This is a genomic window from Streptococcus sp. A69 (genome assembly GCF_058556195.1).
The window spans coordinates 92825-106055 of record NZ_JBZUJU010000001.1; the positions used below are offsets into that span (position 1 = coordinate 92825).

General features: G+C 41.3%; 10 protein-coding genes. 6 read left to right on the forward strand and 4 right to left on the reverse strand.

What is annotated here, in order from left to right:
- Position 1: 1 nt before the first annotated feature.
- Positions 2-1990, forward strand: coding sequence for an FtsX-like permease family protein (locus AC4ME5_RS00480; protein WP_491799343.1), 1989 nt, complete (start codon positions 2-4; stop codon positions 1988-1990).
- Positions 1991-2030: 40 nt separating this feature from the next.
- On the opposite strand, the gene AC4ME5_RS00485 is transcribed toward AC4ME5_RS00480, so the two are convergent.
- The gene (locus AC4ME5_RS00485; RefSeq protein WP_000136037.1) at positions 2031-2726 is read right to left on the reverse strand and encodes a VIT1/CCC1 transporter family protein; all 696 of its coding nucleotides are present in this window, start codon (positions 2724-2726) and stop codon (positions 2031-2033) included.
- 205 nt (positions 2727-2931) lie between these two features.
- Here AC4ME5_RS00485 and AC4ME5_RS00490 point away from each other — a divergent pair, with 205 nt between their 5' ends.
- Genes AC4ME5_RS00490 through ftsY form a run of 3 tightly spaced genes read left to right on the forward strand, consistent with a single transcriptional unit; the run spans position 2932 to position 5831 of the window.
- Positions 2932-3723: a Cof-type HAD-IIB family hydrolase gene (locus AC4ME5_RS00490; RefSeq protein ID WP_491799344.1), complete on the forward strand. Its 792-nt coding sequence runs from the start codon at positions 2932-2934 to the stop codon at positions 3721-3723.
- Positions 3723-4541: a Cof-type HAD-IIB family hydrolase gene (locus tag AC4ME5_RS00495; RefSeq protein ID WP_491799345.1), complete on the forward strand. Its 819-nt coding sequence runs from the start codon at positions 3723-3725 to the stop codon at positions 4539-4541. The genes AC4ME5_RS00490 and AC4ME5_RS00495 overlap by 1 nt, the downstream gene beginning before the upstream one ends.
- Positions 4542-4544: 3 nt before the next feature.
- A complete protein-coding gene (ftsY, locus tag AC4ME5_RS00500; RefSeq protein WP_491799346.1) occupies positions 4545-5831 on the forward strand; it encodes a signal recognition particle-docking protein FtsY in 1287 nt (428 codons plus the stop codon).
- A 44-nt stretch (positions 5832-5875) separates the two neighbouring features.
- On the opposite strand, the gene zwf is transcribed toward ftsY, so the two are convergent.
- From zwf to AC4ME5_RS00515, 3 genes are all read right to left on the reverse strand, one after another.
- On the reverse strand, positions 5876-7363 hold the full coding sequence (zwf, locus tag AC4ME5_RS00505; protein WP_491799347.1) for a glucose-6-phosphate dehydrogenase: 1488 nt from the start codon (positions 7361-7363) through the stop codon (positions 5876-5878).
- Between the two features lie 148 nt (positions 7364-7511).
- Positions 7512-8252, reverse strand: a complete 741-nt coding sequence (locus tag AC4ME5_RS00510; protein ID WP_007516801.1) for an amino acid ABC transporter ATP-binding protein — start codon at positions 8250-8252, stop codon at positions 7512-7514.
- Positions 8252-10417, reverse strand: coding sequence for an ABC transporter substrate-binding protein/permease (locus tag AC4ME5_RS00515; protein WP_491799348.1), 2166 nt, complete (start codon positions 10415-10417; stop codon positions 8252-8254). The genes AC4ME5_RS00510 and AC4ME5_RS00515 overlap by 1 nt, the downstream gene beginning before the upstream one ends.
- Before the next feature lie 180 nt (positions 10418-10597).
- Here AC4ME5_RS00515 and uvrB point away from each other — a divergent pair, with 180 nt between their 5' ends.
- Together uvrB and AC4ME5_RS00525 are read left to right on the forward strand one after the other, a co-directional pair.
- Complete coding sequence (gene uvrB, locus AC4ME5_RS00520) at positions 10598-12586, forward strand: excinuclease ABC subunit UvrB (protein WP_491799349.1); 1989 nt, start codon at positions 10598-10600, stop codon at positions 12584-12586.
- Positions 12587-12600: 14 nt separating this feature from the next.
- Positions 12601-13227: an NAD(P)H-dependent oxidoreductase gene (locus AC4ME5_RS00525; protein ID WP_247941569.1), complete on the forward strand. Its 627-nt coding sequence runs from the start codon at positions 12601-12603 to the stop codon at positions 13225-13227.
- Positions 13228-13231 lie beyond the last annotated feature (4 nt).

Sequence of the window (13231 nt, forward strand, 5' to 3'; positions counted from 1 at the left end):
TATGTTCCGATTAACCAATAAGTTAGCGGTATCCAACTTGATTAAAAACCGCAAACTCTACTATCCCTTTGCCCTTGCTGTTCTCTTAGCAGTGACCATCACCTATCTCTTTTACTCACTGTCACTTAATCCTAACATTGGCAAGATCCGAGGGGGAGAAACTATCTCTATGACCCTTGCTCTCGGTATGGTGGTTGTTACCATCGCTTCTGGAATTATTGTCCTTTATGCCAATAGTTTTGTCATGAAGAACCGCTCCAAGGAGCTAGGTGTATATGGTATGCTGGGGCTTGAAAAGCGCCATTTGATCAGTATGGTTTTTAAGGAGCTTCTTATTTTTGGTTCCTTAACCTTGACAGCTGGTCTCGGCCTAGGAGCTCTCTTTGATAAGCTAATCTTTGCCCTTCTCCTGAAGTTAATGAAAATGAAGGTTGAGCTCGTTTCGACTTTCCAACCAATTGTCTTCATCCTAGTTCTCATCGTCTTTGGAGCTATCTTCCTAGGTTTGATTTTTATCAATGCCTTTCGGATTGCACGCATGAATGCCCTTCAACTCTCTCGTGAAAAGGCCAGTGGTGAGAAAAAAGGACGTTTCTTAGGCCTTCAAACTATTCTAGGTCTAATCAGTTTGGGAGCTGGTTATTACCTAGCAGTTACAGTTGAAAATCCACTTTCTGCTGTTCTGATTTTCTTCGTAGCAGTTTTGTTAGTAATTTTGGGAACTTATCTTCTCTTCAATGCAGGAATCACAGTTTTCCTACAAATCTTAAAGAAAAACAAGCGTTATTATTACCAACCCAACAACATGATTTCCGTATCCAATCTCATTTTCCGTATGAAGAAAAATGCGGTTGGTCTGGCAACGATTGCTATTCTCTCAACCATGGTCTTGGTGACTATGTCTGCTGCAACGAGTATCTTTAAGGGCTCTGAAACTTTCAAGAAAGTCATGAATCCACATGATTTTGGAATTACAGGACAGAATGTTGAAAAAGAAGACATAAATAAACTCCTAGACCAGTATGCTAGTGATGAGGGATTGACTGTTACAAAGAAAGAAGTTCTTACATACAGTAGCTTTGGTGTAGCAAACCAAGAAGGTACGAAATTGACCATTTTTGATAAAGGTCAAAATCGTGTTCAACCAAAAACTGTTTTTATGGTCTTTGACCAAAAAGACTACGAGAATATGACGGGTCAGAAACTCGCACTTTCAGGAAAGGAAGTTGGATTGTTTACTAAAAACAAAGAACTTCAAGGACAGAAAGAACTGACTCTAAATGACCAGACCTACACGATCAAAGAAGAAATCAAAAAAGATTTTATTCTTGAACATGTCCCAAATCAGTACAATATTCTAACTTCGGACTATAACTATCTGGTTGTTCCTGACTTGAAAGCCTTTCTTGACCAGTATCCTAATTCTTCCATCTTTAATCAATACTACGGTGGTATGAACGTAACGGATAGCGAGGAAGAGCAGCTTAAAATTGCAGATGACTATTCAAAATTCGTCAACAACTTTAATAGAGAATTAAACAAAGAAGGAAGCTATGTTTACGGAAGTAATCTGGCTGATAGCAGTGCGCAGGTGAGTGCTCTCTTTGGTGGAGTTTTCTTTATCGGTATTTTCCTCTCTATCATCTTTATGGTGGGAACGGTTCTTGTCATCTACTACAAACAAATCTCTGAAGGCTATGAAGATCGTGAACGCTTCATCATTTTGCAAAAAGTCGGTCTCGATCAAAAGCAAATCAAGCAAACCATCAACAAACAGGTCCTAACTGTTTTCTTCCTCCCATTGCTCTTTGCTTTCCTACACCTTGCCTTTGCCTATCATATGCTTAGCCTCATCCTAAAAGTCATTGGGGTACTAGATGCGACCATGATGTTGACCGTTACATTGTCCATTTGTGCCATCTTCCTCATCGTCTATGTTTTAATCTTTATGATTACCTCAAGAAGCTATCGCAAGATTGTGCAAATGTAAAAAAAGATACCTCGATATTTATCGAGGTATTTCTTTTATCTTAGATACTAAAGAGTTGTCCTAAGAGAAAGGTTACTCCCATGGTGAGAAGTCCGATACAGAGGTTGCGGATCATAGCAGTTTTCGTAGGAGCTTTTCCTAATTTAGCACTGGTATAGCCAGTGACGAGAAGGGAAAGGGCCACGATAAAAACAGTAGCAGGAATGCGATAGTCACTTGGAAAGACAGTGATCGAAAGCATAGGAGGAAGACTTCCCAGTACAAAGGCGATAAAGCTAGAAATGGCAGCATGCCAAGGGTTGGTAAACTCTTCGTACTCGATTCCATACTTTTCTTCGACCAAGGCTTTAAGGGGATTTTTTAAAAAGGCTTTGTTGGTCAAGAGTTGGGCGGACGTTTCACACTCACCATTTTGAAGGTAGGCAGCATAGAGGGATTGTTTTGCAGATTCGATGTCCTTATCCAAGAGCAACTGTTCTCTGGCAACAGCGGCTTCTTCCGTGTCTTTCTGAGTGGATACAGAGACATATTCGCCACCGGCCATTGAAAAAGCGCCAGCGAGGATAGCAGCCAATCCTGATAAAAAGATAATCCAGATATTGCTTGTCGCACTGGCAACCCCAATAACGACTCCAGCGATGGAAATAATCCCATCATTGGCACCGAGAACACCCGCGCGCAGGATATTGAGTCGGCCTGCAAAGTTTGCATCAATTTCATGTTTTATTTCTGTCATAGTCATCTCCTTTCTCTCCATTATAGAGAAAAGAGAAGGGGAATACAAACTTTTTAAACTATCTGAAAAAAGTTCTACGATTCTAATTTTTAGGCCTTTTGAAGTTTCTCCGAAAAAGTACTGCTATCCTACCGTACTGGACCTTTTTAAACTTATCTATGGTATAATAGAAGATAGATTTATCAATTGGAGAATGAAGAATTTTATGATTAAACTTGTAGCAACCGATATGGATGGAACCTTTCTAGATGGAGAGGGTCGGTTTGATATGGAACGCCTCAAAAACGTACTTGTTTCCTACAAGGAAAAGGGGATTTATTTTGCAGTGGCTTCAGGTCGTGGTATTCTGTCCCTGAAAAAGTTGTTTGCGGATGTGCGTGATGAAGTGATTTTTATAGCTGAAAATGGGAGCTATGTTGAGTTTCATGGTGAGGATATGTACGAGGCTACTATGTCTCGGGACTTTTACTTGAGCACTTTTGAAGCTTTAAAGAAATCGCCCTATTTTGATGAAAGAAAAATGCTCCTGACTGGGAAAAAAGCTTGTTATGTATTGGATACAGTGGATGAGACCTATCTCATGTTTAGCCGTCACTACAATGAAAACATTCAAAAAGTAGCGAGTTTGGAAGATATCACGGATGAGATTTTTAAATTTACCACGAACTTTACTGAAGAAACGATAGAAGCTGGAGAGGCATGGGTCAACGAAAATGTTCCTGGTGTGAAAGCCATGACCACAGGTTTTGAATCCATCGATATTGTCTTAGACTATGTTGATAAGGGTGTGGCTATTGTTGAGCTAGCAAAAAAACTGGGTCTAACCATGGATCAGGTTATGGCGTTTGGAGATAATCTCAATGACCTTCACATGATGCAGGTTGTGGGACACCCAATCGCTCCTGAAAATGCGCGACCAGAGATTTTAGAATTAGCAGAAGCAGTGATTGGCCACCATAAGGACCAGTCAGTGATGGCTTATATGGAGGGCTTATAATGGCAGATATTAAATTGATTGCACTTGATTTGGACGGTACTTTGCTGACAACGGATAAAAAGCTAACAGATCGTACTAAGGCGGTGCTAAAAGCTGCGCGTGATCGTGGCATCAAGGTCGTTCTGACAACAGGTCGTCCTCTGAAGGCTATGGATTTCTTTCTCCATGAGCTAGGGACTGACGGTCAGGAGGATGAGTACACCATCACCTTTAATGGTGGTCTGGTACAGAAAAATACAGGAGAGATTCTCGATAAAACGGTTTTTTCAATCGACGATGTGGCACGCTTGTACGAGGAAACTGAAAAACTCGGATTACCGTTAGATGCCATCTCAGAAGGAACAGTCTATCAAATCCAGTCGGACCAAGAAAGTCTCTATGCCAAGTTCAACCCAGCCCTGACTTTTGTGCCTGTCGCTTTTGAAGATCTATCTAGTCAGATGACGTATAATAAATGTGTGACTGCCTTTGCCCAAGAACCTTTGGATGCAGCGATTCAACAGATTTCTCCAGAATTGTTTGACCAATATGAAATCTTCAAATCGCGTGAACTCTTATTGGAATGGTCACCGAAAAACGTCCACAAGGCAACAGGTTTAGCGAAATTAATTAAACACTTGGGAATCGACCAAAGTCAAGTCATGGCTTGTGGGGACGAGGCCAATGACCTTTCCATGATTGAGTGGGCGGGTCTAGGAGTTGCCATGCAAAATGCAGTTCCAGCAGTTAAAGCAGTTGCCAATGTGATTACCCCGATGACCAACGACGAGGAAGCTGTTGCCTGGGCTATCGAAGAATATGTGCTAAAGGAGAGTTAAAAAATGGGATTATTTGACCGTTTATTCGGAAAAAAAGAAGAGCCAAAAATCGAAGATGTTGTAAAAGAAGCACTGGAAAATCTTGATTTGTCAGAAGAGGTTGAAGAAAACCAAACGGTAGTCGAAGAAACAGCGACGGACAAAGTGGAAGAAACACCTGCTCAAGAAGAACTTCCTCAGGTCTCGACAGAAGAAGTTATTGAACCAGAAGCAGTCGAGGAAACTGCTCAGGAAGAGCTTGAGCTAGAATCTGATGAACTGGAACGATTCCAAGAGTCAGAAAAAATTCTAGAAGAAGAGAACCAAGAAACTGTAGAAGAGCCTGCATCTGAAGTAGTAGAAGATGAACTTCCTCAGGTTGAAGAAACCGTTCAGGAAAAATATGACCGCAGTCTCAAGAAAACCCGTACGGGATTCGGTGCTCGTTTGAATGCCTTCTTTGCCAACTTCCGTTCTGTCGATGAAGAATTCTTCGAGGAATTGGAAGAACTGCTCATCATGAGCGATGTCGGTGTGCAAGTCGCTTCAAACTTAACAGAAGAACTACGTTATGAAGCCAAATTAGAAAACGCTAAGAAGCCAGACGCACTCCGTCGTGTCATTATCGAGAAATTGGTTGAACTCTATGAGAAGGATGGCAACTACGATGAAAGTATCCACTTCCAAGATGGTTTGACAGTCATGCTCTTTGTTGGTGTTAATGGTGTTGGGAAAACAACTTCTATCGGGAAATTGGCTCATCGCTACAAACAAGCTGGCAAGAAAGTCATGTTGGTTGCGGCAGATACCTTCCGCGCTGGAGCCGTTGCTCAGCTAGCAGAATGGGGTCGACGTGTGGATGTTCCTGTTGTGACGGGACCTGAAAAGGCTGATCCAGCAAGTGTGGTATTTGATGGGATGGAACGTGCTGTAGCTGAAGGGATTGATATTCTCATGATTGATACTGCTGGTCGTTTGCAAAATAAGGACAACCTTATGGCCGAGTTGGAAAAGATTGGCCGCATTATCAAACGTGTCGTGCCAGAGGCACCCCATGAAACCTTTCTGGCCCTTGATGCGTCAACTGGACAGAATGCCTTGGTACAAGCTAAGGAATTTTCTAAGATAACACCATTGACAGGAATTGTTTTGACAAAAATTGATGGAACTGCCCGAGGTGGTGTTGTACTGGCTATCCGCGAAGAACTCAATATCCCTGTAAAATTGATTGGTTTCGGTGAAAAAATCGATGATATCGGGGAATTTAACTCAGAAAACTTTATGAAGGGTCTTTTAGAGGGCTTGATTTAATACAAAATAAATATCCTGCAAGTTAATCTTGCAGGATATTTTTGCTATTCTAAACGTCCATCTTCACGATAGGCGATATCTGGTTGCCAGGTCCATTTGGCTCCATACTTCTCAAGTAAGTCAAAGCTAGCTTGTGGTCCCATGCTCCCAGATTTATAATCGTAGAGTGGAGCCCCATTTTCAGCCCAGAGCTCTTCGATACGGTCAATCAATTTCCAAGAAGCACTTACCTCATCCCAGTGGCTAAAATTGGTTGAGTTGTTGTTCAAGACATCGTAGATTAATTTCTCGTATGGATCTGGTGAAGCTCCAGTAGCAGTAGCGTCAGTACGGTAATCTAGAGAGCTTGGTGCCAGATTGAATTCTTCACCGACTTGTTTCCCATTTAAGCTAAGAGAGAATCCTTCTGTTGGTTGGATGTAGATTGTCAAAATATTGGGTGCTAGAGGTTCTCCAAAAATAGAATCCATTTGTTTGAAGACAATGTTAACGTGAGTTCCTTTTTCAGTTAGGCGTTTACCTGTACGGAAGAAGAAAGGTACATCGCGGAAACGGTCAGTGTTGACAAAGAAGGCACCTGAAGCAAAGGTTTCTGTCATAGATTCAGGGTTGACATTGGGTTCGCTACGATAAGAAATGTACTTCATTCCATCAATTTTACCTGAACGGTATTGACCTCGAATAAAGTGTTCTTTTAGTTCTTCATCTGAAGGCTGATAGAGATTTTTAAAAACCTTGATTTTTTCAGCTCGAATATCATCTTTTGTAAAGCTTGCAGGTTTATCCATAGCTAGGAGTGACAAAAGTTGGAGGGTATGGTTTTGCACCATATCACGAAGGGCACCTGATTCATCATAGTAGCCACCACGTTCTTCAACACCTAGACGCTCAGCAAATGTAATCTGAACATTATCAATATGATCGCGATTCCAAACATTTTCAAAAATCATATTGGCAAAGCGGACTGCAAAAATACTCTGAATCATCTCTTTACCTAGGTAGTGGTCAATACGGTAAATTTGCTCCTCGTCGAAGGTAGCAAGAAGTTCTTCATTGAGTTGTTTAGCAGTAGCATAGTCTGTACCGAAAGGTTTCTCGACAATCAAACGTTCAAAGCCTTTTCCGTCTACGATTTGCTCTGACTTGAGGTGTTTGGCGATAGTCCCAAAGAATTGTGGAGCCATAGAGAGGAAGAAGAGCTTGTTGTGCTCGGTTTGGTATTTTTCGTTTAACTCAGCCTGAAGTTTGCGTAATTCGATGTAGTGTTCGGTATCATTGACATCATGACTTTGATAGTAAAAATGACTAGCAAAAGATTGAGCTTCTTCTACGCTATCTGCCAAATCAAGAATGGATTCGACTACAACAGACTCAAAATATTCCTTACTCCAAGGTCTACGAGCCGTTCCGATAACAGCAAAATGATCAGACAAATTACCTGATTTATAGAGTCTGAAAAGGGAAGGGTAGAGTTTGCGTTTAGCTAAATCTCCACTCGCACCGAAAATTGTAACAATAACCTTTGATGACATCTAGCTACCTAATTTCTATATTTTTTCCTAGTTGGACTAGGGATGAGATTTTCTCATTTTCATAGTCTATATTTTATCATAATTTTCAAAAAAATCAAAAATCCAATACGCAATTAAAAAACTGTAAGGAGAACCTTACAGTTTTGTTTTATACATTTAAGACCTTATCCAAGAACTCTTTTAGACGAGGGTGTTGCGGGTTATCGAAGATTTGATCTGGAGTTCCATCTTCCAGGAATTCGCCATCAGCCGTAAAGATAACACGGTTGGCCACCTGACGAGCAAATCCCATCTCATGGGTTACGATAATCATGGTCATGCCTTGTTCCGCCAATTCCTTCATAACATTCAGTACATCTCCGACCATCTCAGGGTCAAGAGCGGAAGTTGGCTCGTCAAAGAGCATGATATCAGGATTCATGGCAAGTCCACGAGCGATGGCTACACGCTGTTTCTGACCACCTGAAAGGCTATCTGGATTGGCATTAGCTTTATCTGCTAGTCCAACTTTTTCAAGCAACTCCATCCCCAATTTTTCAGCTTCTTCTTTGGTCATCCGTTTGTGTTCGATAGGAGCAAAAGTGATATTTTCTAGGACGGACATGTGAGGAAAGAGGTTGAAATGTTGGAAGACCATTCCGACGTTCTCGCGAACATGGTCGACATTGGTTGATTTGTCAGTCAAATCATAACCATTCACAGTGATGTGACCACTCGTTACCTCCTCGAGAAGGTTAAGGCTACGGAGGAAAGTGGATTTACCAGAACCCGAAGGACCGATGATACAAACAACATCTCCTTCATAGAACTTAGTCGTAATGCCTTTTAAAACTTCGTTTTTTCCATAATACTTATGCAAATCATTTACATCAATTTTTAGTTTTGCCATTAACGAATCCTCTTTTCTAAGCGTTTCGCTAGTCTAGTCAAAAGTGTGATAATTACAAGATAGAAGATAGCAAGGATTGCATACATCTTGAAACTTTGGTAGTTACGGGCGATGATGATCTTACCAGTTTGGAAGAGTTCCACCAAACCAATAGCAGATACGATGGTTGTATCTTTAAGAGCGATAACGAATTGGTTGACGAAGTTTGGCAACATCAATTTAGTCGCTTGTGGCAAGATAATCTTTCGCATGGTCTTTCCATAAGAGATACCAAGACTGCGGCTGGCTTCCATTTGCCCAACTGGAACAGCTTGGATCCCACCACGAACAATTTCAGCGATATAAGCAGCAGCATTGAGTGAGAGGGCTATGGTACCAGCTACAAAGTCGTTAATTGGACTTTGATGGCCTGTGATGGACTCGATGAAGTTTGGAATACCCCAGAAAATGAAGGCTGCAAGAATCATCAAGGGAATACCACGGATAACGTCAACGAAAATCTCAGAGATCAGACGAAGAGATTTGTATGGGCTAACGCTAAACATACCAAAGATAATACCAATGACAATGGCGATTGCAAATGAAATAAGTGCTAAGGCAAGAGTGATTCCAAGTCCACTAAGAAGTTGTTTGTAGTTGTTTTGAAGCAAGCCCCAAATAGTTGTTTCGTCAACCGTACTTGTAGAGTCAGTTGAAGTTTCGCTAGCTAGGTACTTGTCAAGAATCTTTTGGAATTCTCCGTTAGCTTTGAGGTTCGCAAGTCCATTATTAAACATCTGGATCAATTCTGGATTTGTACCTTTTTTAACGGCAAAGGCTGTTTCACCGATTGGTGTTCCAGGGATTGGAGTTTTCAATTTTTGTCCTTGGCTGATAGAATATTTGAGAACTGGCTCATCATCCATCACAGCATCAATAGAGCCAGTATTCAGACTGTCATACATTGATGCGCCATCTGCGAAGGTTTTAATCTTATAGCCGTATTTGCTTTGGTTCTCAGTAAGGAACGTCTGAGAAGCAGTTCCGTTTTTAACACCGACAGTTTTATCTTTGAGGTCTTCATAAGAAGTAATGGTGCTTGATTCTTTCACACCGAGAATCGTATTTGCTGTGTAGTATGATTCTGAGAAGTCAAAGGTTTCCTTACGGGCATCTGTTACAGACATACCAGCGATGATACCATCTGCTTGTCCTGCTTGAACAGCACTGATGGCTGCATCAAATCCTGGGTTAGTAATTTCAATTTCAAAACCTTGGTCTTTGGCAATGGCCTTGATGAGGTCCATATCAATACCGGTGTATTGATTGCTTGAATTTTGAAAGACGAATGGGGCAAAAGATGAGTCACTAGCAATAATGTACTTGCTTTTCACTGGAGTAGCTTTTTGTCCAGCAGCAGTAGTTGTCGTTGGGCTTGCCGTAGTTGTAGAAGCTGTCCATTTTTGGATGATTTGCTCCAAGCTACCATCCTTCTTCATTTGGGCTAGGGCTTCGTTAAACTCGGTAACCAAGTGTTCACACTTGCTCCCTTTCTTGACACCAAAAGCAAAGCTTCCAACAGCCTCGCCATCCATATTGATGCTGAGATCTTGTCCTTGGTTAATCGCATACTCAATAACAGGTTTGTCATCCATGATGGCATTTACAGCACCAGCACTTAGACTGTTATTCATCAAATCACCTGTATCAAAGGTTTTAATAGAGAAACCGTATTTATCTTTGATACTTTCTAGGAAACGTTGAGCGGCAGTTCCGTTCTTAACTCCAACTGTTTTTCCGCTAAGTTCCTCATATTTGGTGATTTTATTTGCCTTTGTCGTAGCAATGACAACTTTTGTATCATAATAGGTATCAGACATGGTAAAGACATTTTCACGTTCTTTTGTTTTTGTCATACCTGCCATAATAGCATCTGCTTGACCTGACTGTACTGCATTTACGGCTGCGTCAAAGCCGGGATAAGACATTTGGATGTTCCATCCTTTGATTTCTGCGACTTTATTGATAATATCAACATCAATCCCTTTGTAGGTTTGATCTGAATCTTTAAACTCAAAAGGTGCGTAAGCTGTATCAGACACAATCTTAACAGTATCAGCTTTTGCCATACCTAGTGAGAAAATGGGAAATAAAATGAGCAAACATGCTAGTATTTTTTTCTTCATTTTTAGTCTCCTTTTCCGAATATTTTTCCATTATACCAGAAAAAAAGTGAAAAGGCAAATTTTATGAATTTTATGTAAGGAAATATAACATGAACTGCACATTCTTATCAGTTTGGAGAAGAGTCTGAAAAGCAAATTTATGGTAAAATAGAAGGATAGAAAAAAGCAGATGAGGCAATCATGATAAATCGAATTACAGATAATAAATTTAAACTAGTATCAAAATACCAACCTTCAGGAGATCAACCACAAGCGATTGAGCAGTTGGTTGACAATATCGAGGGTGGAGAAAAGGCTCAGATTTTGATGGGGGCGACGGGTACAGGGAAGACCTACACCATGAGTCAGGTCATTTCCAAAGTCAATAAACCTACTTTGGTCATTGCCCATAACAAAACCCTAGCTGGTCAGCTCTACGGAGAGTTTAAGGAATTTTTCCCTGAGAATGCTGTTGAGTACTTCGTATCCTACTATGATTATTATCAACCCGAGGCCTATGTGCCTTCTAGTGATACCTACATTGAGAAGGATAGCTCGGTCAATGACGAGATTGATAAGCTCCGTCACTCAGCGACTTCAGCCCTTCTGGAGCGCAATGATGTCATCGTTGTGGCTTCAGTCTCTTGTATCTATGGTTTGGGTTCGCCCAAGGAATACGCTGATAGCGTGGTTAGTCTGCGTCCAGGTCTTGAGATTTCTCGTGATAAACTTTTGAATGACTTGGTCGATATTCAGTTTGAACGTAACGATATTGATTTCCAACGGGGAAGATTTCGTGTTCGTGGGGATGTGGTGGAGATTTTCCCAGCTTCCCGAGATGAACACGCTTTTCGAGTAGAGTTTTTCGGGGATGAAATTGATCGTATCCGTGAAGTTGAGGCTTTGACAGGTCAGGTATTGGGAGAAGTGGATCATTTGGCGATTTTCCCTGCCACTCACTTTGTGACCAATGATGACCACATGGAAGTTGCGATTGCGAAAATTCAAGCAGAATTAGAAGAGCAGTTAGCTGTCTTTGAGAAGGAAGGCAAACTGCTAGAAGCCCAGCGTTTGAAACAGCGAACAGAGTATGATATTGAGATGTTACGTGAGATGGGCTATACCAATGGTGTTGAAAACTACTCACGCCACATGGATGGTCGTAGCGAAGGAGAGCCTCCTTATACGCTTCTTGACTTCTTCCCAGATGATTTCTTGATTATGATTGATGAAAGTCACATGACCATGGGGCAAATAAAGGGCATGTACAATGGTGACCGTTCTCGTAAGGAAATGCTGGTTAATTATGGTTTTCGTTTACCGTCAGCCCTGGACAATCGTCCTTTACGCCGTGAGGAGTTTGAGAGTCATGTTCATCAGATTGTATATGTTTCAGCGACACCAGGTGACTATGAAAATGAACAGACCGAGACAGTGATTGAGCAAATCATTCGTCCGACAGGACTTCTAGACCCAGAGGTGGAAGTCCGTCCGACTATGGGACAGATTGATGACCTCCTAGGTGAAATCAATGCCCGTGTTGAAAAAAATGAACGAACCTTTATCACCACCTTGACCAAGAAAATGGCCGAGGACTTAACCGACTACTTCAAGGAAATGGGTATCAAGGTCAAGTACATGCACTCGGATATCAAGACCTTGGAACGGACGGAGATTATCCGTGACCTGCGCTTGGGTGTCTTTGATGTTTTGGTCGGAATCAACCTCCTCCGTGAAGGGATTGATGTTCCGGAAGTGAGTCTTGTAGCTATTCTAGATGCTGACAAGGAAGGTTTTCTTCGTAACGAACGTGGCCTCATCCAGACCATTGGACGTGCTGCCCGTAATAGCGAAGGACATGTTATCATGTACGCTGATACCATGACTCAGTCTATGAAACGTGCCATTGATGAGACGGCTCGTCGTCGGAAAATCCAGATGGCCTATAATGAAGAACATGGTATTGTACCTCAGACAATCAAGAAAGAAATTCGTGACTTGATTGCCGTGACCAAGGCAGTTGCTAAAGAAGAGGACAAGGAAGTCGATATCAACAGCCTCAACAAACAAGAGCGTAAAGAACTCGTCAAGAAACTAGAAAAACAAATGCAAGAAGCCGTCGAAGTGCTTGACTTTGAACTGGCAGCTCAGATACGTGATATGATGTTGGAAGTGAAGGCGTTGGGGTAGATAGGAGAAAACGAATGAAAATTTTAGTCATCAATGGACATCCTGACAAGGGAAGTTTCTGTCAAGAAATTTTTCGAACGATTGTAGAAAATATTGACTCAAATCATCATGAGCTTGAATCTATTAATCTAAATGAGATAGATTTTGATCCCGTATTACGTTATGGTTATCGAAAACGTATGGAAGAGGACTCCTTCATACTTCGCTCTCAGGAATTAATCCAGTGGGCAGATCATTTCATTTTTGTCTATCCAATTTGGTGGAGTAGTATGCCTAGTTTATTGAAGGGTTGGATCGATCGTGTTTTCACGCCAGGAATTGCTTACTCTACCAATAATAAAGGAAGTTTTATTTGGAACTACTTAAGAAGTCAGCAGTTTAAAAAGTTACTAAAAGGAAAAACGGCCAGTATTTACGCAACATCAATGGCACCAACATGGTGGTACAAAGTATTTTCAGGTCCTATCAATATCCCAGACAGTTATGGAATATCAGTATTAAAGAATGCTGTCCTAAATCACTGCGGTATTAAAACAAAGAAAGTTTCAATTTTGGGTGAGTTAGGGCGTGAGGTGAATACAAATTCTACAAGACAAAAATATCTGCAAAAAGTTGCTGAGGAAGTGAAGGCGTTGGGGTAGAGAA

Bases quoted from the DNA above. Each gene is read 5' to 3' on its own strand.
- ftsY (WP_491799346.1), top strand. From the start codon at position 4,545: ATGGGATTATTTGACCGTTTATTCGGAAAAAAAGAAGAGCCAAAAATC.
- AC4ME5_RS00480 (WP_491799343.1), top strand. From the start codon at position 2: ATGTTCCGATTAACCAATAAGTTAGCGGTATCCAACTTGATTAAAAAC.
- zwf (WP_491799347.1), bottom strand. From the start codon at position 7,363: ATGTCATCAAAGGTTATTGTTACAATTTTCGGTGCGAGTGGAGATTTA.
- AC4ME5_RS00490 (WP_491799344.1), top strand. From the start codon at position 2,932: ATGATTAAACTTGTAGCAACCGATATGGATGGAACCTTTCTAGATGGA.
- AC4ME5_RS00525 (WP_247941569.1), top strand. From the start codon at position 12,601: ATGAAAATTTTAGTCATCAATGGACATCCTGACAAGGGAAGTTTCTGT.
- AC4ME5_RS00485 (WP_000136037.1), bottom strand. From the start codon at position 2,726: ATGACAGAAATAAAACATGAAATTGATGCAAACTTTGCAGGCCGACTC.
- AC4ME5_RS00510 (WP_007516801.1), bottom strand. From the start codon at position 8,252: ATGGCAAAACTAAAAATTGATGTAAATGATTTGCATAAGTATTATGGA.
- uvrB (WP_491799349.1), top strand. From the start codon at position 10,598: ATGATAAATCGAATTACAGATAATAAATTTAAACTAGTATCAAAATAC.
- AC4ME5_RS00515 (WP_491799348.1), bottom strand. From the start codon at position 10,417: ATGAAGAAAAAAATACTAGCATGTTTGCTCATTTTATTTCCCATTTTC.
- AC4ME5_RS00495 (WP_491799345.1), top strand. From the start codon at position 3,723: ATGGCAGATATTAAATTGATTGCACTTGATTTGGACGGTACTTTGCTG.